General features: G+C 54.4%; 26 protein-coding genes. 13 read left to right on the top strand and 13 right to left on the bottom strand.

Annotation, left to right across the window (positions count from 1 at the left end):
- Positions 1–3 precede the first annotated feature (3 nt).
- Positions 4–1,119 carry an ABC transporter ATP-binding protein gene (locus tag HX773_RS16755; RefSeq protein WP_218168282.1) on the bottom strand — a complete coding sequence of 372 codons (1,116 nt, stop codon included), beginning with the start codon at positions 1,117–1,119 and terminating at the stop codon, positions 4–6.
- Between the two features lie 540 nt (positions 1,120–1,659).
- Here HX773_RS16755 and HX773_RS16750 point away from each other — a divergent pair.
- The 10 genes from HX773_RS16750 to HX773_RS16705 all read left to right on the top strand — a co-directional run bounded on the left by HX773_RS16750 (position 1,660) and on the right by HX773_RS16705 (position 12,157).
- The gene (locus HX773_RS16750; RefSeq protein ID WP_176972461.1) at positions 1,660–2,763 is read left to right on the top strand and encodes a sugar phosphate isomerase/epimerase family protein; all 1,104 of its coding nucleotides are present in this window, start codon (positions 1,660–1,662) and stop codon (positions 2,761–2,763) included.
- Positions 2,764–2,864: 101 nt separating this feature from the next.
- Positions 2,865–3,602, top strand: coding sequence for a GntR family transcriptional regulator (locus HX773_RS16745; RefSeq protein ID WP_176972460.1), 738 nt, complete (start codon positions 2,865–2,867; stop codon positions 3,600–3,602).
- A 141-nt stretch (positions 3,603–3,743) separates the two neighbouring features.
- The gene (locus HX773_RS16740; protein ID WP_176972459.1) at positions 3,744–5,171 is read left to right on the top strand and encodes an L-fucose/L-arabinose isomerase family protein; all 1,428 of its coding nucleotides are present in this window, start codon (positions 3,744–3,746) and stop codon (positions 5,169–5,171) included.
- A 299-nt stretch (positions 5,172–5,470) separates the two neighbouring features.
- Positions 5,471–5,935 carry a nucleoside deaminase gene (locus HX773_RS16735; RefSeq protein ID WP_176972458.1) on the top strand — a complete coding sequence of 155 codons (465 nt, stop codon included), beginning with the start codon at positions 5,471–5,473 and terminating at the stop codon, positions 5,933–5,935.
- Between the two features lie 213 nt (positions 5,936–6,148).
- Positions 6,149–6,859, top strand: a complete 711-nt coding sequence (locus HX773_RS16730; protein WP_154191282.1) for a FadR/GntR family transcriptional regulator — start codon at positions 6,149–6,151, stop codon at positions 6,857–6,859.
- Positions 6,846–8,012: a PLP-dependent transferase gene (locus tag HX773_RS16725; RefSeq protein ID WP_176972457.1), complete on the top strand. Its 1,167-nt coding sequence runs from the start codon at positions 6,846–6,848 to the stop codon at positions 8,010–8,012. The genes HX773_RS16730 and HX773_RS16725 overlap by 14 nt, the downstream gene beginning before the upstream one ends.
- Positions 8,013–8,032: 20 nt before the next feature.
- Positions 8,033–9,304 carry a sugar ABC transporter substrate-binding protein gene (locus HX773_RS16720; protein WP_176972456.1) on the top strand — a complete coding sequence of 424 codons (1,272 nt, stop codon included), beginning with the start codon at positions 8,033–8,035 and terminating at the stop codon, positions 9,302–9,304.
- A 24-nt stretch (positions 9,305–9,328) separates the two neighbouring features.
- Entirely contained in the window at positions 9,329–10,252 is a 924-nt protein-coding gene (locus HX773_RS16715; protein ID WP_176972455.1) for a carbohydrate ABC transporter permease, read from the top strand.
- A gap of 9 nt (positions 10,253–10,261) precedes the next feature.
- Positions 10,262–11,086 (top strand): carbohydrate ABC transporter permease, encoded by an 825-nt coding sequence (locus HX773_RS16710; RefSeq protein WP_176972454.1) that lies wholly within the window; start codon positions 10,262–10,264, stop codon positions 11,084–11,086.
- Between the two features lie 3 nt (positions 11,087–11,089).
- Positions 11,090–12,157: an ABC transporter ATP-binding protein gene (locus HX773_RS16705; protein WP_176972453.1), complete on the top strand. Its 1,068-nt coding sequence runs from the start codon at positions 11,090–11,092 to the stop codon at positions 12,155–12,157.
- A 41-nt stretch (positions 12,158–12,198) separates the two neighbouring features.
- Here the strand turns inward: HX773_RS16705 and HX773_RS16700 are convergent, their stop codons facing one another.
- Both HX773_RS16700 and HX773_RS16695 read right to left on the bottom strand, forming a co-directional pair.
- Positions 12,199–12,420 (bottom strand): hypothetical protein, encoded by a 222-nt coding sequence (locus tag HX773_RS16700; protein WP_101761506.1) that lies wholly within the window; start codon positions 12,418–12,420, stop codon positions 12,199–12,201.
- A 254-nt stretch (positions 12,421–12,674) separates the two neighbouring features.
- Entirely contained in the window at positions 12,675–12,887 is a 213-nt protein-coding gene (locus HX773_RS16695; RefSeq protein ID WP_176972452.1) for a hypothetical protein, read from the bottom strand.
- A gap of 362 nt (positions 12,888–13,249) precedes the next feature.
- On the opposite strand from HX773_RS16695, the gene HX773_RS16690 reads away from it, so the two are divergent.
- The gene (locus tag HX773_RS16690) at positions 13,250–13,522 is read left to right on the top strand and encodes a hypothetical protein (protein ID WP_176972451.1); all 273 of its coding nucleotides are present in this window, start codon (positions 13,250–13,252) and stop codon (positions 13,520–13,522) included.
- Here HX773_RS16690 and HX773_RS16685 read toward each other — a convergent pair whose 3' ends face one another.
- Positions 13,523–13,729: a hypothetical protein gene (locus HX773_RS16685; RefSeq protein ID WP_176972450.1), complete on the bottom strand. Its 207-nt coding sequence runs from the start codon at positions 13,727–13,729 to the stop codon at positions 13,523–13,525.
- 81 nt (positions 13,730–13,810) lie between these two features.
- Positions 13,811–14,293: a MarR family winged helix-turn-helix transcriptional regulator gene (locus tag HX773_RS16680; RefSeq protein WP_176972449.1), complete on the bottom strand. Its 483-nt coding sequence runs from the start codon at positions 14,291–14,293 to the stop codon at positions 13,811–13,813.
- A 183-nt stretch (positions 14,294–14,476) separates the two neighbouring features.
- On the opposite strand from HX773_RS16680, the gene HX773_RS16675 reads away from it, so the two are divergent.
- Positions 14,477–15,052 (top strand): NTP transferase domain-containing protein, encoded by a 576-nt coding sequence (locus HX773_RS16675; protein ID WP_176972448.1) that lies wholly within the window; start codon positions 14,477–14,479, stop codon positions 15,050–15,052.
- Here the strand turns inward: HX773_RS16675 and HX773_RS16670 are convergent.
- The 7 genes from HX773_RS16670 to HX773_RS16640 all read right to left on the bottom strand — a co-directional run bounded on the left by HX773_RS16670 (position 15,039) and on the right by HX773_RS16640 (position 22,580).
- On the bottom strand, positions 15,039–15,962 hold the full coding sequence (locus tag HX773_RS16670) for an XdhC family protein (protein WP_176972447.1): 924 nt from the start codon (positions 15,960–15,962) through the stop codon (positions 15,039–15,041). The genes HX773_RS16675 and HX773_RS16670 overlap by 14 nt on opposite strands.
- Positions 15,963–15,979: 17 nt before the next feature.
- Entirely contained in the window at positions 15,980–18,178 is a 2,199-nt protein-coding gene (gene paoC, locus HX773_RS16665) for an aldehyde oxidoreductase molybdenum-binding subunit PaoC (protein ID WP_176972446.1), read from the bottom strand.
- Positions 18,179–18,181: 3 nt separating this feature from the next.
- On the bottom strand, positions 18,182–19,132 hold the full coding sequence (locus HX773_RS16660; protein WP_176972445.1) for a xanthine dehydrogenase family protein subunit M: 951 nt from the start codon (positions 19,130–19,132) through the stop codon (positions 18,182–18,184).
- The gene (gene paoA / locus HX773_RS16655) at positions 19,129–19,797 is read right to left on the bottom strand and encodes an aldehyde dehydrogenase iron-sulfur subunit PaoA (RefSeq protein ID WP_176972514.1); all 669 of its coding nucleotides are present in this window, start codon (positions 19,795–19,797) and stop codon (positions 19,129–19,131) included. The genes HX773_RS16660 and paoA overlap by 4 nt, the downstream gene beginning before the upstream one ends.
- A gap of 241 nt (positions 19,798–20,038) precedes the next feature.
- The gene (locus tag HX773_RS16650) at positions 20,039–21,304 is read right to left on the bottom strand and encodes a type II toxin-antitoxin system HipA family toxin (RefSeq protein WP_176972444.1); all 1,266 of its coding nucleotides are present in this window, start codon (positions 21,302–21,304) and stop codon (positions 20,039–20,041) included.
- Positions 21,294–21,614, bottom strand: a complete 321-nt coding sequence (locus HX773_RS16645; protein WP_176972443.1) for a helix-turn-helix domain-containing protein — start codon at positions 21,612–21,614, stop codon at positions 21,294–21,296. Before HX773_RS16645 ends, HX773_RS16650 begins: the two co-directional genes overlap by 11 nt.
- A 48-nt stretch (positions 21,615–21,662) precedes the next feature.
- Complete coding sequence (locus HX773_RS16640) at positions 21,663–22,580, bottom strand: LysR family transcriptional regulator (protein WP_176972442.1); 918 nt, start codon at positions 22,578–22,580, stop codon at positions 21,663–21,665.
- Positions 22,581–22,708: 128 nt separating this feature from the next.
- Here HX773_RS16640 and HX773_RS16635 point away from each other — a divergent pair, with 128 nt between their 5' ends.
- A complete protein-coding gene (locus tag HX773_RS16635; protein WP_176972441.1) occupies positions 22,709–22,972 on the top strand; it encodes a DUF2798 domain-containing protein in 264 nt (87 codons plus the stop codon).
- Between the two features lie 26 nt (positions 22,973–22,998).
- Here the strand turns inward: HX773_RS16635 and HX773_RS16630 are convergent, their stop codons facing one another.
- Positions 22,999–23,841, bottom strand: coding sequence for a LysR substrate-binding domain-containing protein (locus HX773_RS16630; RefSeq protein ID WP_370463614.1), 843 nt, complete (start codon positions 23,839–23,841; stop codon positions 22,999–23,001).
- Positions 23,842–23,938: the final 97 nt, after the last annotated feature.

The raw sequence follows: 23,938 nt of genomic DNA, 5'->3' as shown, positions 1-23,938 counted from the left end.
TGTTTATGCATTCATAGGTAGCGGTTCAGCCGGGAAGGCGTGACAGCGTGCGGTATCGATCTCAGCAAAAAGTTGCGAGCCGGGTTGGGGAATAAAGGTTGCCGGTCCGCGGACTTCGGAAGCCCTTAACGTGGTGCCATCGTCCATTGCCAGGTCATGAACCAGCGTTGGACCCAGCGGAACGGATACGGTCATGCGAACGGGTTGCGTATTGTCACCGGCCTGTTTTGCCAGACGCACTTCTTCAGGGCGGAAGGTGATGGTCACGCGCGAGCCCAGCGTGAAATTGAGACGGCGCGGCAGGCGCAGCAAGCGATCGCCCGCCAGGGCAATCAGGGTACTGTCCTGCTCAAAACGCAGCACCGTGCCCTGTAACTGATTGGTTTGCCCAATAAAGGTGTTGACGAACAGCGTCTTCGGCTGGTCGTACACCGCCATCGGCGTATCGATTTGCTCGACGTTGCCTTTGTTCATCAGCACCAAGCGGTTTGCCAGGCTCTGCGCTTCTTCCTGATCGTGGGTGACGATTAAGGTGGTGATGCCGAGCGTTTTTTGCAGATGCAGTAACTCAACCTGCAGGTCGAAACGCAGCGCACGATCCAGCGCGCCAAAGGGTTCATCCAACAGCAGCAGCGAAGGGCGACCAGCAATGGCGCGCGCCACGGCCACGCGTTGCTGTTGCCCGCCAGAGAGTTCGCGCGGCAGGCGATTGCCGTACTCGCTCAGGCGCACCAGCGCCAGCATCTCCTGCACGCGCTGCTTACGCTCCGCGCGCGAAATCTGCTGACACGCCAGCGGATAGGCGATGTTCTCCGCCACGGTAAGGTGCGGAAACAGGGCGTAATTCTGAAACACCATGCCGATGCCGCGCGCTCTGGCTGACACCAGCGCCAGATCCTGATTGCCCAACACGATCTTGCCTGCTTTCGGCTGGATCAAACCCGCAATCGCCCGCAACACCGTCGACTTGCCGCAGCCGCTCGGGCCCAGTAGCGCCACGATTTCGCCGGGTTCGATGGTGAAAGAGACATCACTGATCGCATTGTTGCCGCCATAACTGTGAGTCAATCCCTGAACGCTCAGGCGCTTACGTTCAGTGCTTATTTCTTTATCTGGCATAGTGCTTCCCTGGTTCTGAGTCGCGTTCATAAAGGTAAATTGATTGCTGGGAAGCATTTTGCAAACGGCATGCCAGATTGTTTCAGTCAGGGTGATTTATTTGTCAACATCATGATTAAAATGGATAATTATGCAAAAATATAAATTCGTAACTTTATGCGAAAGTAATGTTATCTTTTAATTCGAAAGATTTGAATCTTATTCTTTCGCCAGAATGGTGCAGTTTTGGCGTCATTTTGGTGCAATTGCCACCGAATCGGGAGAGTGATGGCGCAGGATGGTTAATGACTCAAGGATGCGGTGGAGCCCAGTACAGCGGGATATCACGGCGTACTGAGCTTGCGGAGTGTTTCTTTTCTAGAAGGTAAGATTTGATTTGCGCAATGTTTCGCATAAACATTCGAAAGTTTATTTGTTTGAGTTTATATCATTAAAATTAGTTGGTTACGTGGCTGTGATTCGCTGTGGCGCACTACATGGCATGCCAATTGCAGCCTGATAACAGAAGATATCAGGCAGATTAAGATTAAGGAGCAGAGAATGAAGTTAGGCATTGATGGGTTAAAGCTACCCGAAGCAAAAAAACGTGGGCCGCTGGCCAGTCTTGACCATGCCAACGCGCTGGGACTGAAAGGGATCTTCTTCAGTACCGTGTTAGACATGAGCCCCGATCTCGACAGCGGTATGCTGCGAGACATCCGCGCTAAAGCCGATGAACTGGGTTTATATCTCGAGAGCGGATTGGGCAAGATCAATCCATATTGCAGCGCAGAGTCGCCGGAGCTTCGCGCTATAGGCAACGGCGACATCATTGCCGGTCTGACGCGCATGATAGAAGCCAGTGCAGCGATCGATTGCCACGAACTGTGGGTTTCTCCTGGTAACTTTAAAGCGGCGTATCCTGGCCGTCTCGCCGTCGATCGCTTCCGTACCGACGTAACCTGGGAAGATCAGCTGCTGGGAATGGAGAAAGTGCTGCGCAAACTGGCGCCTGTGGCGCGCGCGCACGGCGTGCACATGAATATCGAAACCCATGATGAGATCACCTCTTTTGAAATCCTGCGTCTGATTGAAGCCGTCGGCGAAGATTGCGTCGGTGTGGTGCTTGATACCGCCAATATGCTGCAACGCGGTGAACATCCGGTGCTGGCAACCAAACGACTTGCGCCCTGGGTGCGACAGACGCACATCAAAGATGCTTATATTGGTCGCGCCACCGGTGGCCTGGATTTCCAGCCGCGCCCGTGCGGCACCGGCATTGTGGATTTTGCGGCTATCTTGCCGATCCTCGCGCAGGTTAATCCTGGATTAAATCTGTCACTGGAGATTGCGCAATCCACCGACGACAATCGCCGCCGCGCCAATCCGCGCCAGTGCATTCAGATTGACGATCCGCTATGGCGTGCAGGCCATCCTGATTTGACGGAAACGGAGCTTGAAGCCTATTTCGCAATGCTGGATAGCTATCAGCAGCGGGTTGCAACGGGCGAGTTTGAAGATTGGGAAAGCTATGAACGCACGCGATATGGTTATCCGTCCTACGAACATCAGGCTTACGGCTTTGATGCCGCCATCGGCTTTATCCGCCAGTCTGCCGCACATATTCAGGCGATTTGTGCTCAGCAAGGCATCACTCTCGAATAAAGTTACGCATCAATGTTCTTACAAAGATAAATAAGGCAACGGCGTGCGTGTTGCAGTAAATTATCCCGCATTGAGTTAGATGAGATGAGGTCAGGAAGGTCATGAAGAAGACGCGCAGCAAAGTGACGCCAGCAACCAGCACGCCGGAACACAGCGCCGATAGCAGTGACGATGTTTCCGAACGTATTCGCTCCACGCTCGCCACCGCGATTGGCGAAGGGGCGCTTAAGCCGGGCAGCAAAATCCTGGAGGAGGCGATTGCCGAACACTTCGGCGTGAGCCGCACCGTGGTGCGCGGCGCGTTGGGCGTTCTTGAGAGCGATCATCTGCTGGAACGCAAACGCAATCGCGGCACCTTCGTCGCGGAGCCGAGTATCGAGCAGGCTAAACACCTGTTTGAGGCGCGCCGTAAGCTCGAGGGCGTGCTGCTGGAGTTTGTTGTGGCGCGCGCCACCACCGAACAGTTGGCGGCACTGGAAAAACTCGCCGACGAAGAAGAGCATATTCATCATCACGGCGATGAAAAATCGAAAACGGTGCTGTCCGGTAAATTTCACATCGTGCTGGCGGAACTGGCCGGTAATCCGGTGCTGACGGAAATGCTGGCGAAGATTGTGGCTCGGCTTTCGTTGGTGATGTCGCTGTATGAAGCAGACAGCAAAGATGATTGTGGCGCCGATCATCATCGCATGATTGTTGCCGCGCTGCAGGCCAGAGATCTGCCTAAAGCGCAGGAGTTAATGGATCATCATCTCGCGGATATCGAAGGCCGGGTGCGCCTGACTGAAGGCCACGGCGATCGGCATTCGTTTATGTCAATTCTGGAGAATTTTTCCTGACTGTCATGATTTTAAAAATCTGCGAGCCATTACAGGCTGATTATTGATCTCCTGCCATAAACTGATGTTGGCTGTCTGAATGACACAGGTTTCCCAGCCTTAAATTCGCACAATAGAAAGCTTCTCTTTCCAGTGCGAGGAATGGTTGTGGACAACATTAAAGTCGGACTTTTTGGCATCGGGCTTGAAACCTACTGGCCACAGTTTGCCGGGCTGCGGGAGCAGCTTGAGCACTATCTTGCTGGGGTATCTGCGCGACTACGAAGTTATGACGCTGAGGTCGTGGATGCAGGTCTGATCGATAACAGCGAGAAAACAGAGCAGGCGACGCAATTGTTTGCGGATGAGAAGGTTGATGTGGTGGTGTTATACATCACCACTTATGCGCTGAGTTCCACCGTGCTTCCGCTGGTGCAAAGCCTGAATAAACCGGTGTTGATTTTGGCTTTGCAGCCGGAGATGGCGGTGCCTTGTCGGCAAATCAATGCGCTCACCAACCGCGAAGATCGCACTGGCCAATGGCTGGCGCACTGCCAGGCCTGCACAGCGCCAGAGTTGGTTAACGTCTTTCAGCGAATCGGCATTCAGCATCAGCTGATTGTCGGTTATTTGGATGACGATGTGGCATGGCGGCAGATTGCCAACTGGCTTAGCGCTGCGTATGTGGTGCGCTCGCTCAAGCAGACGCAAATTGGCATCGCCGGTCACTATTACAACGGCATGTATGATGTCTACTCAGACATCACCAATCTCTCCGGACGCTTTGGCGTGCGCTTCAAAATCGTCGAATTCTGCGAATTAGTTAGTCTTGCCAGCCAGCTGGAAGAGAGTAAAGCCAGCGCTAAAAGGGATGAGCTTTACCGCGTGCTGGATGTTGATCGCGCCTGCGAAGAGGCAGAAATTCAACGCGCATTAAGTACCGCGGTGGCGCTCGATAAATTGGTTGAGCGACATAAGCTGGGCGCGCTGGCTTATTACTATGAAGGCGCTCCCGGTTCAGAGCATGAAAATATCGTCACCTCGGTGATCGCCGGTAACACCTTGCTGACCAACCGCGGAATTCCTGTCGCCGGTGAGTGTGAAATCAAAAACGTGATTGCGATGAAGATCATATCTCTTCTGAAGGCGGGCGGATCGTTCTCCGAGCCTTACGGCATCAACTTCCGCGATGACACCGTGCAGTGGGGACATGATGGGCCGGCGCATCCGGCGATGTCGGCAGCGAAAGTCCGGTTGGTGCCTTTGCCGGTTTTTCACGGCAAGCCAGGGAAAGGGGTTTCGATTCAGATGAATGTGGCTCAAGGGCCGGTGACGTTCTTATCGGTGGTGGAGCATCGCGATGGAAGCATAACGCTGCAATACGCCGAAGGCGCAGCCGTGGCGGGTGAAACGCTCGATATCGGCAACACCAACAGCAACTACCGCTTTGCCCTCAGCGCGCGCGACTTCACCCGATTATGGTGTGAAGGCGGGGCCGCACATCATTGTGCGATTGGCCGCGGACATCTCGGCGCGGTGCTTGAAAATATCGCAGCACTGTTAAATATCCAGGCAAAACGCATTGCCTAATCCACGTAGGGTCGCCATTTATGGCGACCTGGCAAAATATGATGACAATGCCCGGTTTAGTATTTCGTAAGGTGCGCATTAATGCGCACCTGGTCACCATGAATGGCGACCCTACGGGATTTATCCATTCATTGCGACCACCTATATTGGTATATCCAGCAATGCCGCCATCAGAAATAAAATCTTACTCACTCAACGGTTAAATCCTATACGTTCAATCTGCTGATCCCTTTCGCATTATACAAAACTGAACCAGGCTCAAAATGTCATGGTTATTGATGTCTACAAGCGAGGAATGAATGGACTTTGTACAACGCACGATCGATTTAGCAATGAAAAACGTTGAAGAGGGCGGACGCCCATTTGCAACAGTAATTGTTCGCGATGGCAAGGTAATCGCGGAAAGCGCAAACCGCGTGGCCCAGACGAACGATCCCACGGCTCATGCTGAAATTCTGGCCATCCGCGAAGCCTGCCGTGAAACGGGCAGCGAAAACCTCACCGATTGCGACATTTATATTCTTGCCAGCCCTTGTCCAATGTGTCTGGGCGCACTCTATTATTGCAGTCCAAAGCAGGTGATATACATCACCAAACGCGAAGAGTATTCGACGTATTACCGTGATGACCGTAAATACTTTGAACTGGACACCTTTTACGATGAATACAGCAAGCCGATAGAGCAACGCCGGTTGCCGATGAAATATCAGCCTCGACCGCAAGCGCTCGACGTCTATAAACGCTGGCAGGTTTTAAATAAATAAAAGCGTCTTAGTTGCTCGCGGCTAAATCCCTTTCAAGTTGATCAGCACTCTTGCCACGTCCCCATCTGGTGCAAATCTCCCGATTTGCACCAGCAAAACTCATAACCTCCACTTATTACCCCGCACAAAATTCATCTAATTCAGCGCATTAATAATCTGGCACGCCCGTTGCTATTCGATTGGTAGAGATGTTGGACCAATTAAGGCCATGCGATGCAGATACCGGTTGAGCTTCATCCTATTTCCACGCCGCGCAGCGATACGCTGATCCTTGATGCGCTAACGCGTTATATGGCGCAGTCGGGCGCGCAACCCGGCAGCCGCTTGCCGCCGGAACGTGTGCTGGCGGAGAAGCTTGGCGTCAGCCGCAATACGGTGCGTGAAGCGCTCAAACGCTGGGAAGCGCTAGGCATTATTCTGCGTAAAAAGGGCAGCGGTACCTTTTTGCAGGCGGAAGTGGGCGTCAACGACAGCTTCTTATCGCTGCGCTTTAAAAACGACTCGGCCAACATGCTGCACGCGCTGGAAGTGCGTCGCATCATCGAATCGGAATCCTGCGTGTTGGCGGCTCAGCGCGCCACGGCTGACGATCTGATCGAAATCGAGCAACGTCTCAATGAGATGGAAAAAGTGCATCTGGCGATTGGTTCTGCCGGTGCGGAAGACTGGGCATTTCACGCCAGCATCTATCGCGCTGCGGGGAATCCATTGCTGCTGCAAATGCTCAACGGCATCTACGACTCATTTCATGCATTTTTCGAATCACCGCCGGAACAGGCGCTTTTTTCGGACTCTTTCCCGCTGCACCGTGAACTCTTCAACGCTATCCGCCAGCGCGATTGCACGGCGGCACGCGCCATCTGCCATCAAATTCTCGATATCACCGAACGCGACATGAAGGATGTAATTAATGCCAAACGATAAGCCGATTCCGCAACAAACGCTGCTCACTCACGATCAACGCCATGAAATGGGCGCGGTCACCACGCCGATTTACCAGTCTTCGCTGTTCACCTTCAGCGATTACGACAGCATGATCGCGCGCTTTCGCGGCGAGAGCGATCAGCCGCTCTATTCGCGCGTCGATAACCCGACGGTCAAAGCGCTGCAAGACAAGATGGCAGCGCTGGAGGGCGGCGAAGCCTGTCTGGCTTTTGGCAGCGGCATGGCGGCGATCAGCAATGCGATTCTCAGCGTGGTGGCGCCGGGTAAAAAAGTGGTGTGCGTTAATCACGTTTATCCCGATACCTACCGCTTTCTGCGCGGCTTCTGCCAGCGGTTTGGCATCGTTACCGAGTTCGTCGATGGTGATGACGAAGCCGCAATTCGTGCGGCCTTAACCGATGCCAGCCTGCTGTATCTGGAAAGTCCCTCAAGCTGGGTGATGAGCGAACAGAATCTGAATAAGCTTGGCGCGATGGCGCGCGAAGCGGGCGTGGTCAGCATTATCGATAACAGCTGGGCTTCACCGATTTTCCAGCAGCCGCTGCTGTGCGGCATCGATATCGTGGTGCACTCGGCGTCGAAATATATCAGCGGCCACAGCGATGTGGTGGCCGGTTTGGTGATCGCCAGCCAGCAGCACATCAACAATATCACCCGTCACATCAGCCCTTATCTCGGCGGCAAACTCTCGGCGCATGAAGCGTCACTGCTAATGCGCGGCCTGCGCACGCTGCCGCTGCGCATGAAACAACATCACCAGAGCGCGCTGACTATTGCCGAGAAACTGGCGGAGCATCCGCTGGTGATGGACGTCTGCCATCCGGGGCTGAAACCGCAGTCGTGGTCCACCTTACGCGGCTACAGCGGTCTGTTTGCTTTTGAGGTGGCGGAGCAGGTCGATATTCCGCAGTTGTGCAACGCGCTGGAGCTGTTCCACATGGGCGTGAGCTGGGGCGGATTTGAGAGTCTGGTGATGCCGGCGATTTCGGTGATCAATCAGGCCAGTGAATTTAACTCGGCGGTGGATTTCGGCGTCTCGCCACGCCTGATCCGTATCTCGGTCGGCCTCGAAGAGACCAACGATTTGTGGGCCGATTTGCAGCAAGCCCTTGCCAGCGCTAATCGCGCGTAATCACTCACTGGAGAAAAGTCATGACGCAACGTTTTGCCGTGAAAGCATTAGTGTTAGCCGTGGGTTTGAGTGCAGCGATGAGCAGCCTCGCCGCCAAACTTACCGTAGTGGAAGTGATTACCAGCCCGCCGCGCACCGCGCTGCTACAAAAAATGCTCGATGAGTATAAAACCCAGCATCCCGGCACGGAGATTGAACTGATTTCTCTGCCGTGGGGCCAGGCATTTGAAAAGCTCGGCACCATGCTGCAGAGCGGTCAGGTGCCGGATGTGGTGGAGATGCCGGATACCTGGCAAGGATTGTATGCCAGCAACAATATGCTGGAAGACCTCGAGCCGCGCCTGAAAAGCTGGGATGCCACGCCGCAGCTCACCGATAAAACGCTGGCCATGGCGCGCGCCGCCAACGGTAAAGCCACCATGGTGCCGTACGGCTTTTATCTGCGCGCGCTGTTCTGGAATAAAAAGCTGTTCCAGCAGGCAGGATTGAGCGAACCGCCGAAAACCATGGAGGAGTTCGCCAGCGATGCCCAGCGCATCAGCAAATTGGGTAACGGCATCAGCGGTTACTGCATGCGCGGTGGCGTGGGCGGCACTAACGCGTGGATGATGTTTATGGCGGCGATGAACGGTTCACCGGCGTTCTTCGACAAACAAGGTAACAGCACGTTGACCGAGCCGGGCGCGATGAAAGGCGCGCAGCTGCTAGTGGATATGTACCAAAAAGGCGGCGCCTCGAAAGACAGCGTTAACTGGGGCTTCAATGAGATCGTCTCAGGCTTCTATTCGGGTAAATGCGCGATGCTCGATCAGGATCCCGACGCGCTGATCGCCATCAAAAACAGCATGGCAGCCGATGATTTCGCTGTGGCTCCGATGCCGGTTGGCCCATCAGGCAAAGCCTTCCCGACCATTGGTTATACCGGTTGGTCAATGTTCAAGCAGGGTAAACAGAAGGATCTCGCCTGGCCGCTGATTACCTTCCTCAGTGACAAAACCAACAACCTCGCATGGTCGAAATTCGTCGGCACGCTGCCGATTTACAAAGGCGCCGAGCAGGATCCGTTCTATCAAACGCCGCAGTTCGCCGGCTGGTTCAAAGAGCTGAACGATCCTAACTATGTGCCGCTCACCATGCCAACCCATCTCAAAGGCTGGGGCTACTTCAACTCGGTGATTGTGAAAGAGAGCAGCCAGGAAACTTTGCTGGGTGAGAACGATACCGAAAGCATGGTGAAGGATTGGGCGAAATATCTCAGCAAAGAGCAGAAAGCCTGGCTTGCCACGCAGTAACCTCTAACCACGCGGAGTTTGATTATGATGCTTGATGCTTCTCTGCCAAACAGTCCGGCGCGCAGCCGCCGTCTTCGCTGGAGTCGACTGGCTGAGCCGTGGTGGTATTTGTCGCCTGGCCTGTTGCTGATCGCTTTGTTCATCTTTGTGCCGATGGCGATCGGCATCTCCTACGCGTTTCAGAGTATCAACCTGCTGAATCCGCTGGAGACCGGTTGGGTTGGCTGGGATAACTTCACCGAGATGTTTGATGACCGGCGCTTTTTCAAAGCGCTGGGTCACACGCTGAACTGGACGCTCAGCTCGCTGCTGCTGCAGTTCTTCTTCGGACTGGCGCTGGCGTTGCTGCTCAATCGCGAATTCCGTTTTCGCCGTTGGGTGCAGGCGCTGGTGTTCTTGCCGTGGGCGGTTCCGGCGTTTCTCTCTGGCTTGACCTGGTCATGGTTGTTCAATCCGGTGGTCGGGCCGCTGCCGCAGTGGCTGAGCGATGTGGGCGTGCTGAGTGAGCCGTACAACATCCTGTCCGATCCGCAGCTGGCAATGTGGGGACCGGTGATCGCCAACGTTTGGTTTGGTATTCCGTTCTTTGCCATCACGCTGCTGGCGGCGCTGCAGTCGATTCCCAAAGACCTGTACGAAGCGGCCTCGATTGACGGTGCCAGCGGCTGGCAGCAGTTTCGTCGCGTCACGCTGCCGTTTCTGGCACCGATGATCGCCATCACCGTGATGCTGCGCACCATCTGGATCGCCAATTTTGCCGATCTCATTGTGGTGATGACCGATGGCGGCCCGGCGGGATCGACCTCGATTCTCTCCAGCTACATCTTCACCACCGCCTATCGCAAGCTCGACTTTGGCTATGCCTCAGCGATGGCGGTGTTTCTGTTACTGCTGATGACCTGTTATGCGCTGGTGTTGCTGCGCATCCGTCATCAGCTGCTGAAATAGGAGGCGACGATGCGACTCTTACCGCTGATTGGCCATCGCCTGAGTATTGCGGCGTATCTGCTGTTCGCGCTGTTTCCGTTGTATTGGATCATCAAAATCTCGCTGACGCCGGACCAACTGTTGTTTAGTAAGGGCGTCACGTTATTGCCGAGCGGCGTGACGTTCGGTCATTTCAAAAAAGTGCTGACCGACAGTGATTTCCCGACCTTTTTTACCAACAGCCTGATTGTCTCGTTTAGCACCGCGTTTCTTACCACGCTGATTGCCGCTGCGGCCGGCTATGCCTTTTCGCGCTTCCAGTTTCGCGGCAAAGTGCTGATCGCCGGGCTGCTGCTGTTCACGCAGATGTTCCCGCTGGTGATGATCATCGCGCCGATTTACAAGGTGATGGCGCCGCTGGGTCTGACCAACAGCTTGCTGGGGCTGATTCTGATCTACACCGCGTTCAACGTGCCGTTTGCCACCTTTCTAATGCAATCCTTCTTCGATGCGATTCCAAAAGATCTGGAGGAGTCGGCGATGCTGGAAGGCTGCACGCGTTTTCAGGCGCTGTATCGCGTGCTGATGCCGCTGACCTTGCCGGGCATGGCGGCCACATTGGGCTTTGTGTTTACCGCGGCATGGAGCGAGCTGCTGTTCTCGCTGATGCTGATCAATAAAAACGAAGTGATGACCTTCCCGGTTGGGCTGCTCAGCTTCGTGTCGAAGTTTGCCGTTTCCTGGGGCGAGATGATGGCGGCGGTGGTGATGGCGCTGATTCCGGCCTGTCTGTTCTTCGCCTTTATTCAACGCTATTTGGTTCAGGGACTCACCGCCGGTGCGGTTAAGGGGTAAATCATGGCTGAAATCACGCTCAAACAGATCGACAAGCGCTATGGCAACGTTGAGGTGCTGCGCGATATTAACCTCACCATCAAAGACGGCGAATTCGTGGTGCTGGTGGGGCCATCCGGCTGCGGCAAATCGACGCTGCTGCGCACCATCGCCGGACTGGAGCTGGCGACCGGCGGCGATATCCGTATCGGCAACCAATTGATGAACGACGTGGCGCCCAAAGATCGCGATATCTCGATGGTGTTTCAAAGCTACGCGCTTTATCCGCATCTGACGGTGGCGCGCAATATGGGCTTCAGCCTGGAAATTCAGAAGCGTCCGCGTGCGGAAATTGAAGAGAAGGTGAGGCGTGCGGCGGAAATTCTCAGCCTGACGCATCTGCTCGATCGCCGACCCAAAGAGTTATCAGGCGGCCAGCGCCAGCGTGTGGCCATGGGACGCGCCATCGTGCGTCAGCCGCAGGTGTTTCTGTTTGATGAACCGCTGTCGAACCTTGATGCGCAGCTGCGCGGTCAGATGCGCGTCGAGATCAAGAAGCTGCATCAGCAGATGAACAACACCATTGTGTACGTGACGCACGATCAGGTTGAAGCCATGACGCTGGCAGATCGCATTGTGGTGCTGAACAACGGCGTAATTCAGCAGGTCGGTACGCCGCTTGAGCTGTATGACACACCGGCTAACAAGTTTGTCGCCAGCTTTATTGGCTCGCCATCAATGAACTTCATCAATGGCGTGATCACCGCGCAGGGCGTGCGTATTGGCGATAGCGCACAGCTGCCGCTTAATGCGCATTGGTCGCAGCATCAGGTTGGGCGAGCGGTGATTTACGGTATTCGCCCCGAAAACGTGGCGATTGCTGAAGCGGGCGCGATGAATGTGTTGCCGTTAGAAGTGTCGCTGGTGGAGCCGACAGGTTTATCCGAGCTGATTCATGGATCGCTGCTGGGGCATGACATCATGCTGTTCACCACGCAACGTTCTGGTGCGCAGGCGGGGGATATTCTGCCGGTGACCATTGATGCGGATCGCGCGATGCTGTTCGATGCCGATTCGCAAAAACGTTTTTAACGCGTTTTACAGCTGCCTGTTTGCACAGGCAGCTCCGGGAATTACTTAGATTGCTGCTGTTTGCTGTCCGCTTCTTTCTGCTTTTTGTTCGCCATATGGTGACCAACCGCACAACCCGCTGCCGCGCCAGCAACGCCGTGATGCGCTACGTGGCCCGCCACGCCGCCGACAACTGCACCTTTGATGCAGCCTTTAGCTTCAACCTGAGAAGTGACCGACAGCAGCACGCCCGCAGTTAATACAATCAGAGAAAATTTACGCACTGGATTTATTCCTTATAAAGTTAATAGCGTGCAAATACACGCTTCCAGTGTAGTAAGTGGAATAAATCCTACCGTTATAAACTGTAAACAAAGATATTTTAGCGAAATATCCTGGTGGGTTTAGTGAACGCTTTTTAATCGGCTTATTTAACGTTATTAATCATTGATAAAAGTTACTGACTAAAAGAATGCGCTGGCGAGTGTTTATCACGCCCGAAGAAGATAGAGCAGCCTCCTTGCTGCCCGCATCATCATTAACGTTTCAGTTTGGCCCAATCGACAAACTGGCCATCCTTCATTACCGCCGCTTTTTCTGGAAAATAGTGATAGAAAATAACGGTCAATCCATCGCCTTGCATAACACGCGCAGAGTCGGTGGTTGCTATCTCCGCCATCATCTTGCCGTCGCAGGTGACTTCATGATTCTTCACATTAAAAGTGAATTTTCTGTACTGATAGATCTTCAATTTCGCTGCATCCTAACCGATAACAGCAAGGCAAAGTGAGGCGAGAAAAGCAGTGGTTGCGGCTCTCATACTATTTATTTCCCGTGGTGATTATTCGCCATGGAAACTTACGCGAGGCCACTAAGACTTTTCTTATCTTTAATCAAGTTGGGTGAGCTTGTTTTTATCGGGGAATGTCATCGCGCCGGGGCGATCATTTTTTATGCGGCAGGACTTGCGGATAGCGCTGCTGAATTAGATTGGATTTTACAAAACAATTGTTTTCTCTTAACCTGACTGACGCACGTTGATTTTCTCAAGACAACAACGCCACTGTTTAATAACTCTTAAGCTTGAGTGAATATGACTACACAGAGAATTAAATGACCAGCAGTTACGACGAACAGATGAAGGACCGATTGATCGGTGAGGCGCTGCTTGCTCTTTTAGAAGACCAGGTTGCGGTATCCTCTGCGGCGCTGATCGCCAAACTCGAAGAGATGGCGGAAACAGAACAGGAAAGCTACAGGCGAGTTGCCTGCCAACGCGCACTGGCGGATGTCAGAAATCATAGCGTCAGGACCAACACGCAACGCGATGGACAAGATTTCAGTAGTGCGAAGCATGCTTATATCCCGAATGAGAAAAAGCACTGATTACGACGCTAAACACTTTTCCGCAATCTTACTCATCGCGTTGACATAATCCTGCTTGAGCTGAACGGGCGCGACTTCTTCATGCTGTTTCAATAGCGCAGTAATAAGGTCAAGTTGCAAAGGTTGATCGGATTTAAGCAGGCACGACACGGCGTGACCAATGACAGCATGAATGTCATCCATATTTTCCGCTTTCTCGACTGACATCGCCTTCTCCTTAATTCCTTTGCTAATTAACATTTTTCAGCTTGCTCCAAAGCATTTTTGGCAATGTATTACTTTGCGCCTTCAGGGAAGGGCATTGATCAGTTTCTGGCGCAGCGTGGTAACGCGTGCAGTGAGATCGGCCAGTTCTTCATAAGGCGTATCCATTACTGACACCATGTCAGCCGGAACGCCCGCCGCCGCGATCTTTAATTCTTGTCCCTGCTCAGTGACGGAGATCAGCACTCTGCGCTCATCGCCACCGACATCGCGTTTTCTACTGATAATGCCAGCCTGCTCCAGTCGCTTTAAAAGCTGGCTGAGCGTGCCTGAATCCAGCTGTACGCGCGCGCCCAATTCTGAAACGGTGACATTGTCTTTTTCCCACAGCGCCAGCAGCACCAGATACTGCGGATAGGTCAAACCCAGCGGTTTCAGTCGTGACTGATAAAGTTTGGTCATCGCAAGGGACGCGGAATAGAGCGCGAAGCAGAGAAACTGATCAACAGTCACCGGCGCTTCACTCTCTGGACCTACACAGCAAACTTCATCGTTTAACTCTTTCATATCACCACTATTTTTAAGGCAGAGTTGCAGTCGTTAAGACTGAAAAACGCGACTATATTGACATAAATTAGATTGAAGTCAATCTAATTTGGATTGGCTGTTTTTTGTTAATATCTATTGTAAATCATAGGATTAACGGTAATTTCATTAACAATCGATGGTAACGCAAGGCTTAAAACATCTATGGATTCAACAGCGCCCGGCATTCTTATCCTCGCGGCAGGGAAAGGCTCGCGTTATATCGCCAGCGGCGGCAGCGGCAATAAGTTGCTGGCCAGCATCGGCGACGATGCGCAGACGGTAATTGAAACGGTGATCGAACAGGCAAAGCTGAGCGGGTTGCCGGTGGCGCTGGTGACGCGTCCCGACTATCTGGCGGTGCGTCAGCATGCTGAAAAGGCGGGCGTGCAGGCTGTGCTGTGTGAAAGTGGCGGCAGCGGCGAATCAATTGCGGCGGGTGTGGCGATGACCGGTCACTGGAACGGATGGATCATTACGCTGGGGGATATGCCGTGGCTAACGGTGGATCACTATCGGCTCGTGAAACAGGCATTGGAGCAGGGCGCGGCGCAGGTGCGTCTTACGTATAAAGAAAAACCCGGCCATCCGGTCGGGTTTGCTGGGCGCTACGCTGAGGCGTTACGCAATTTGCAAGGCGATGAAGGTGCCAGAGCGCTGCTGGACCCGCGCGTACTGGTCACCCTTGCAGCGGACGCTGATGTACAGCGCGATCTCGATGTGGTGGCTAAACCACGTTGAGGCGGGCCGCCGCGACATCCGCAACAATTGATAGCGCCAGCGTGCGCGCATCGCGCGCCTGGGCAAAGATGCCAATCGGCGCTTTGATGCGCGCAATCTCATCCTCACCAAATTCCAGCGACAGCAGTTTCTCAACGCGCGTTGCATGCGTACGTCGGCTGCCTAACGCTCCGATATAGAAGGGCGTAGAACGCAGCGCTGAAAGCAGCACCGGCAGTTCACGATCGAGATCGTGATACAGTAAAATCACCGCCGTGAAGGGATCAACTGCCTGCGCCTGCACATCCTCGCCAGAAAGCACCTCGTAACCGGCGGCCTGCGCAATCGCTGCCGTCGCCAGCGCTTCGACCGACCGTCCATATACCGCCACGCGCGTTTTTGGCAGATACCCGGTGATAAAGGCGTCGTCCTGCCAGCCGGTTGTTTCAGCGCAAGCGGCGCTCGCCAGCCGCTGAAACTTCGGCAGATAGCGCAATGCAGCGGGTTGACGCTTTGTCAGTAAATCCAGCACGTTTCTCAGTTGCTGCGCGTCACGTAGCCGATGGAAAGCCAGCGTAATTCCGCCGCCACAGGGCAGCACAATATCCAGATAAGGCGATCCTTCGCCATAGCAGACAAAGCGATCTTTTCCGCTGGTGATGACTTGTAACGCTTCGTAAGCCGCCGCCGCTTCAACGCAGCCGCCGGAAACATAGCCGCAATAGCGGCCATCTTCCCGCACCACCATCTGCGCACCCAATGCCCGCGCCGCGCCACCGCGAATCTCAACCAGCGTCACCAACACAGCCGCGGAATCCGCTTCCATTGCTTCTAATGCGAAGCGCAGGATGGCTTGGCTGTCATCGGTCTGCAAAGCCTGCTGCGGTTTAATCTGCGGTTGCAGATCTTCGTCAATCAGTAGCTGCTGCAATGTGTTTCTCCTCAGCTTCAGACAAGGGCGGGCAAGCCTTTGAGTAACTTATCCAGCGTCACCGGATAGTCGCGCACGCGCACGCCGGTGGCGTTGTAAATGGCATTGACGATTGCCGCGCTGACGCCGCACAAGCCCAGTTCACCGACGCCTTTTGCTTTCATCGGTGAAGAGATGGGATCGGTGTCATCGAGGAAAATCACCTCCTGCTGCGGAATATCAGCGTGAACCGGCACTTCATAGCCCGCCATATCGTGGTTGACGAAATAACCGAGGCGTTCATCGACGAACAGCTCCTCCATCAACGCGCCGCCAAGTCCCATCGTCATGGCGCCAATCACCTGACTGCGCGCAGTTTTGGGATTCAGAATGCGTCCGGCGGCACACACCGCCAGCATGCGCCGCACGCGCACTTCACCGGTGGCGACGTCCACGCCGACTTCAATGAAGTGTCCGGCGAAGGTGGATTGCTGATATTGCTCATCAAGATCGCCAAACTCGATGGTGTCTTCCACGGTGATGGTGGCTTCGGCGGCGGCCTGAGCGAGCGGCGCGCTCTGGTTTCCGTCATGCACCTGACCGTCGCTGAAGGTGGCGCGTTGTGCATCAAAACCCAGTTTGCTGGCGACCGCTTCACGCAATTTCACGCAGGCGGCGTAAACGCCAGAAGTTGAGGTGTTCGCACCCCATTGGCCGCCGGAACCGGCAGAAACCGGGAAGTCTGAATCACCTAAACGAACCGCCACACGCTCAATTGGCACGCCCATCATCTCCGCTGCGGTTTGCGCAAGGATGGTGTAGCTGCCGGTGCCGATGTCGGTCATGTCGGTTTCAACGGTGATGATGCCTTTATTGTCCAGATGCACGCGCGCACCGGAAGGCGTCACCATGTTGTTACGAAAGCCCGCCGCAACGCCCATGCCGACCAGCCAGCGTCCCTGTTTAACCATTGCCGGTTTGGCGTTGCGTCGTGACCAGCCAAAGCGCTCGGCGCCGGTATTCAGACACTCAACCAGCTGGCGACGTGAGAAAGGGCGCTCGGGTTTGGCCGGATCGACCTGCGTGTCATTGAGGATGCGGAAGGCGATCGGATCGATGCCCACTTTTTCCGCCATTTCATCGATGGCGATCTCCAGCGCCATCAGTCCCGGCGCTTCACCCGGTGCGCGCATAGCGTTGCCTTCGGGCAGATCCAGCGTCGCCAGTCGTAATCCGGTAAAGCGGTTAGCACCGGCGTAAAGCAGTTCCGTTTGCTGCACGGCGGTTTCGGGTGTGCCATCCGGCAGATTGCCCGACCAGCTTTCATGCGCGATGGCCTGAATCTTGCCGGATTTATCGGTGCCGATGCGGATGTGCTGAATGGTGGCGGGTCGATGCGTGGTGTTATTGGCGATTAATGGTCGAGGCAGCATCACTTTGACCGGACGCTTAACCGCGCGCGCCCCCAACGCAGCTAACACCGCATCGCTGCGCAGGAACAGCTTGCCGCCAAAGCCGCCGCCGATATAAGGCGACACGATGCGGATCTTTTCCATCGGCATGTTAAGCGTGGCGGCCAGATCGGTGCGGCACCAGTCGATCATCTGATTCGAGGTCCAGACGGTGAGTTTATCGCCTTGCCATGTCGCCATTGAGGCGTGGGGTTCCATCGCGGTATGACTTTGGTCCGGCGTGGTGTAGTGCGCATCCAGCTTGACGTCAGACGCTGCAAACGCACCGGCGAAATCACCCACGGCTTTATCAGGCGTCTTTTCGGGAGCGGAGGTAACGCCCGGTTTTTGCTGCGCGAGATCATAAGCACCGCGCTCACGCTGATAATCCACCTTCACTAAACTCGCCGCCGCACGCGCCTGTTCAAACGTCTCCGCCACGACCAATGCCACGGCCTGGTGATAGTGTTCGATGGTGTCGCCCGCCAACAGGCGAGCGGTATTTTTATCGCCTTTGCCCAGTTTTCCCGCGTTTTTAGCCGTCACCACCGCTAACACGCCCGGCGCATTTTGCGCTGCCTGCACATCAATGGCAGTGATTTTTCCTTTGGCGATCGGCGCGCCGACCACATAGCCGTATGCCGCATAGGGCGCTTCTCGATGCCATTCGTAGGCGTAATGCGCCAGGCCGGAGGTTTTCAGCGGACCGTCGATACGATTGAGTGGTTGGCCGACCACCTTGAGCTGATCAATCGGGTTAGTGCCTGCGGGTTTTTCGAATTTCATGCGTTATCCTCTCGCTTCTGCCAATACGGAAGCGAGCGTACGCTGCGCCAGAATGATCTTGAACTCGTTTTCAGCGGTGGGTTGCGCCGTGGCGAACAGCCGATCGCTCACCGCCTGCGCGCCCTGAATCACCGCGTTATCCGCCTCTTCCAGCCGCCACGGCTGATGTGCCACGCCACCGAGCGCCACACGGCCAGATTTATCCGGCTGAATGATGGCGGCAACGGAGACCAGCGCAAAAGCGTAGGACGCGCGGTCGCGCACCTTGCGGTAAATGTGCGTGCCGCCCAGCGGAGCTGGCAATGAAACTGCCACAATCAGCTCGCCAGGAGTGAGCACGGTTTCCAGATGCGGCGTGTTGCCAGGCGCACGATAGAATTCAGCAATCGGTATTTTGCGCTCACGGCCATCCGGGCTGACCGTTTCGATAACCGCATCCAGCAAACGCATCGCCACCGCCATATCGCTAGGATGCGTGGCGATACAGGCCTGGCTGGTTCCGACCACCGCATGCTGGCGACTGAAGCCATCCAGCGCCGCGCAGCCACTGCCGGGCAAACGCTTGTTGCACGGTTGGTTGGTGTCATAGAAGTAGGGACAGCGCGTGCGCTGCAGCAAATTCCCTGCGGTTGTCGCCTGATTACGTAGCTGGCCGGAAGCGCCCGCCACCAATGCGCGCGACAGCACGCCATAATCACGGCGAACGCGCGCATCGGCCGCCAGATCGGTGTTACGCACTAGCGCGCCGATGCGTAATCCGCCATCGGTTGTGGCCTCGATTTTGTCCAGCTCAAGACCATTCACATCAATAAGATGCGTGGGCGTCTCAATCTCCAGCTTCATCAGATCGAGCAGATTGGTGCCGCCGGCGATGAATTTGGCATTGGGATGTTGCTGGGCGCTGGTAGCGGCTTCAGCCGGGGTTTTTACCCGCTGGTAAGTAAAGGCTTTCATGATTCCAGGCCCTCCGCATACTCTTCAATCGCCGCAAGAATGTTGGAATAGGCACCGCAGCGACAGATATTGCCACTCATGCGCTCGCGAATTTCATCCGCTGTGACTTTTGGCGCGGAGACCAGATCGTGGGTTACGTGGCTGGGAATACCCGCTTTGATCTCTTCCAGCACCGCCATCGATGAACAAATCTGCCCCGGCGTGCAGTAGCCGCATTGGTAACCATCATGTTTGATGAACGCCGCCTGCAGGGGATGCAGCTCGTCAGGATTTCCCAACCCTTCAATGGTGGTGATTTCCGCATCCTGCTGCATCACCGCTAAAGTCAGGCACGAGTTGATGCGACGTCTGTTGACCATCACCGTACAGGCGCCACATTGGCCGTGATCGCAGCCTTTTTTGGTGCCAGTCAGATGCAGATGCTCACGCAACGCATCCAGCAGCGTGGTGCGGGTATCGACATCTAACTGCTGCTGTATGCCGTTGACTTTGAAGCTGATCGGCACCATTGCCGGCGCGGGCGTAGTTGCGCTGCTACCCTCAGCAAAGGCAACCGATGATGTCGCGGTTGCTGCCGTTGCCGCACTGACTTTCAGCAGGCTACGGCGTGAAAGGTTGAAGTGATTTCGTCCATCAATTGCCGATAATCGGCTGATTACTCGCATTCCGCCGGCATTGTGGAGAGGTTTTGTTACGCGTTGGCTGCTCATGCCAAACCTCCAGTAAAAGGGTTAAATGTTGAGGTACAACTTATATTTGTATGGTTTTAGAAGGGTAAGCATAGTCGGCATCTGCAAAAGCATTATCCGTAATCACTGAATGGGTTTATGAGCGGGAGTAATAAAAGCAGGTCAGGGCGGTGAAGGGCCCGAGAAAAGAGCGTTTTTCCGGGGCCGCAGCAGATAACTATTTCGTCAGGTTTTTGATGTTTTCATCAATGCGCGCCTGGAGAAAGCGCAGCGTTTCCGCAGTAATTTGCTCTGGGAACGTATTGGCGGCTTTGCGGGCAAAGCCAGACGCAACCGAACAGTAATTATCGATGATAGCGCCTGCCTGCGCTGGCGTGAGATCGGTTTCCTGTTGCCCCAGCGTTAACAGGTGAGCGCGTTTAATATCCAGCGCTTCACCCATCACATCCATCTGATGATAGCCACCCGGACCTTCGCAATAGGTGACGTCATAGGCCGGTGCCAGCTGCCATTGCCCGCTGGCTGACATGATCCAGGCAAAGTTTTTAGGGTGATCGTCTCGATTATTGAAAACAACGTTGAACACCACTCTTTCAAATGCGCGCGCTTTTTCCCTGACATCATTGGTGCAGAGTTGGGTGGCGCGCAGAAAATTGGTGCAATCCAGCGCGCCGGGTGATTGGTAGTTTGCGCCGGTAAACGCTGCCAGGCTCTGCATGGGAATGCGCAACCCGTTTTGACGGTCAAAACGTCGTGAAGCGAAAGCCGCCTGACCGTTCGGCAAGGCAAAATAAGCGGTATCTGGCGTGCTGATGTTGCAGTCACGCAGACACTGCGCATACGCAGCTTCAATGGCACACACTTCTGGATGTTCCTGCCGCGCCGGAAACTTTATCAGCCAGGCCTCTAATTCTGCTGATGCCGCTGTGGTGAAGCCCCCGCTGATGGGATCGCGATAGAGCAGGGCTTTAGGTCTTGCACCTTGTGGTGAGCCGCCCATCTGCAGCAGTCTTTGCAAAAACTCTCCGCCTTCGCCGTCCAGCACCTGCTGGACTTCGGCCGAGAGTTGGTCCAGCGCGATGTTATCAGGGCGTTCATCAGCTTCAGGTTGCGAGGGTTCAAACGACATCGCACCCATCGCGTTGTTGCCTACATAAGTTAACCGTTCTAACGGGCCGATGCGTGCGGCGTTAAGCCCGCGCTGGCGGAACAGGCGATCCATCAGCAACATACCCCAGCCATCGGGCAACGCATCATAGACCGGGCCGGGCAAACCCAATTGATGAGCAGGGAAATCTCTGCGCAACCGGGGACCTTTCAGAGGCAAAGTAAAGGAGGCGAGTTCCAGACCGCGCCGAGCAGCCGCTTCGCTATACTCAAACATAATCACCGGACGGCCGGTTAGGGCGGTCGAGGAGGCCAGCGTGCCCCAGTGGAAGCGTTCTCCCCAGCCGTCGTACCAGACATCGACTTTACTCACCATCTGCATTGCTCCTTTTCACCCGCTTGCGGCTGGCGTTCTTTTCGTAGCGAAGCAGGTCATCGAGACTATCGATTTGCGGGGCAAACAGCGCTTCCAGCTCGTTAACCCGACCGAGCACCATCGCCACTTTCACCAGGTTTTCAAAGCCGACGTTACGACCCGCTTCCAGATTGGAAACCGTATTCACGCCAATTCCCGCTCTGGCCGCGACATCCGCCTGCGTCATCCGCTGTGCCAGACGCTCTTTACGTAAGCGTCCACATAACAGCTTCACAATTTCTTCGGGCTTACTAAGAGTTAAATCCAGCATATTGTGGCTTATCGTCCAAAAATGACTTTAACACCCAATATTATAGAGTTAATCAACGAAATCGGCGAGTTGTTGTTCCAGAAACATAATAAACGCTCTTACCTTTGCATTCAGCGCCGAACGCTCGTTGACGCATGCATAAATATTCATCGGCGAAGCCACAACCTCGCTTTTCTCACCTTGATCTGAGTGGAACAAAGGTATGAGTTGACCGCTCTCTAGCAACGGCTGCGCTATAAAACTCGCCAGCCGGGCAATTCCACCGCCGTTTTCGGCAATTTTCGCGATGATATCAATATCATCGCTGATGAATTCTGGGTTGAGCTTTGCATTCACCGGCTGGCCATTGACCATAAACGTCCACGGAAGAAAGCGTCCGTCGGTTGGATAGCGGAAAACCAAACAGGCGTGTTGGCTCAGATCTTCAGGCGTTATAGGGCTGCCCGCGCGCGCCAGATAAGCGGGTGCCGCGCAGAAGATAAAGGGTAACGAGGCAATTTTGCGGGCGATCAATTGATCGTTCAGTTGCGCCTCAATACGAATACTGACGTCAACGCCTTCCAGACGGTGGTCAACATTGCGATCGGTACTAATCAGTTCGATATCAATATCCGGGTAAGTTTGTTTAAAAGCGGGCATCAGTGGGGCGAGAACGTGCCTGCCAAAGGCCGCCGTGGTGGCGATGCAAAGCGGACCCTGCGGTTTGGTTTCAATCGCTGCGGCCTGCGAGGCAAGGTCAATATCATGGGGAATGTGTCGGACTTTTTCGAAATAGCGTTTACCGCTTTTGGTTAACGTCATGCTGCGGGTCGTGCGTGAAAGCAGCCGCACACCCAAATGTGTCTCCAGACGCGCGACACTTTGGCTTACCGCTGCTGGACTCATTCCTTTCGCCCGCGCGGCGGCGGCAATACTGCCGTTCTCCACTACGCGGATAAACGTGTTGATCAATCCCAGTAAGTCCATAGATCCCTCAATGCGTGATTCGTTACTTTTACTTAATAATGATTAAAGCAGAAGCGTTCTACTCGCATGCTGATTCGCTTGATAGGTTAGCGGCTGTTTTGCTTAAACTTACTGAAAAGGATCACGCTATGACAGCAGCAACCGAGAAAAAAACCGTCCGCATTCGCCTGCCAAAGCATGTTTCACCTTACATCTTCGCGCTGTATATGGCGACCATCATGGCGTTTCTGATGAGCCTGGTCATCACCTTCGCCGAATTTGGCATCGGGCCGCATTATATGGAAAATGTGATGAATGCATATCAGGTCGCGATGCCTGCGGCTTTTGTTTGCATACTGGTAGTGCGCCCGATTGTGGTTCGGTTGGTGGGGTTAACGGTGCATGGTCATTGAGTCGTTTGATGCTCCTCGCATCAGTTTTATTGGGAGCTTCCAACTCTGCTCTGTAAAAAATCGATGAACGCTCGTACTTTTTCAGGTACATGACGGGTATTGGGATAAAGGGCAAAAATCCCCTGATGGGGGAAATGATGATCTGGCAGCAAATGGATTAAATTTCCCTGGAGCAACTCTTCCTTCACAAGCCAGGCAGGTAAGAGGGCAACGCCAGCCCCTCCAAGAGCAAAAGCCAGGAGCGAAGCAGCGTTGTCAGCCATGATCATGGCAGGACTTTGTACGTTGAAAACTACGCTCTCACCTTCGGGTGTTGAAACTTGCCAACTCAATGGCGTTGACAGACGACTATGTGCAATCCATTTCGCATCAGCGAGTTGCGTCAGAGTGGTGATGGGACATTCTCCCATGGTGTGCAGATAGGCAGGTGAAGCGACGGGGAAGATATCGAAGCGATCGATAAGCCTTGCATGGTGACTGGAATCGGCAAGTTGACCAAGCCGGATTGCCACATCGAAACGCCCGGAAATAAGGTCGTCATTCTTCGATGATGAAACATGCTGGATGCGCAGTTGTGGGTGTCTGGATGAAAATTCCGCCAGTGCTGGCACTATCACACGCGCTCCATACTCGGGTGTCGTGGTAATGCGCAATAAACCTATCAACCCAGAATGATCGCCGCGAACTTCATCGAGGAGGTGCTCAGCATCCTGCAGGAGTTGCCGGCAACGGTGATAAAACCGTTCTCCGCTATCCGTGACAGACACTCGCCGGGTACTACGAGTCAGTAAAGAGACTCCCAGTTCCGCTTCAAGTTGTTTGATATTGAAGCTCACCACCGCTTTAGTCAGCCCCAGCTGTAGTGGCACACTGAATTTGGCCACCTGAATAGAGGTGATATCATCACCTCATAGTCAAAACAGGTGACATTATGACCGGACGTAACAGACGCAATTTTAGCCCCGA

Origin of the sequence: Pantoea sp. B9002 (assembly GCF_013385945.1) — a bacterium.
In the GTDB taxonomy this organism is placed as follows: Bacteria; Pseudomonadota; Gammaproteobacteria; order Enterobacterales; family Enterobacteriaceae; genus Pantoea.
The sequence above is the reverse complement of the archived record's forward strand: the minus strand, read 5'-3'. Positions and strand labels throughout refer to the sequence as shown.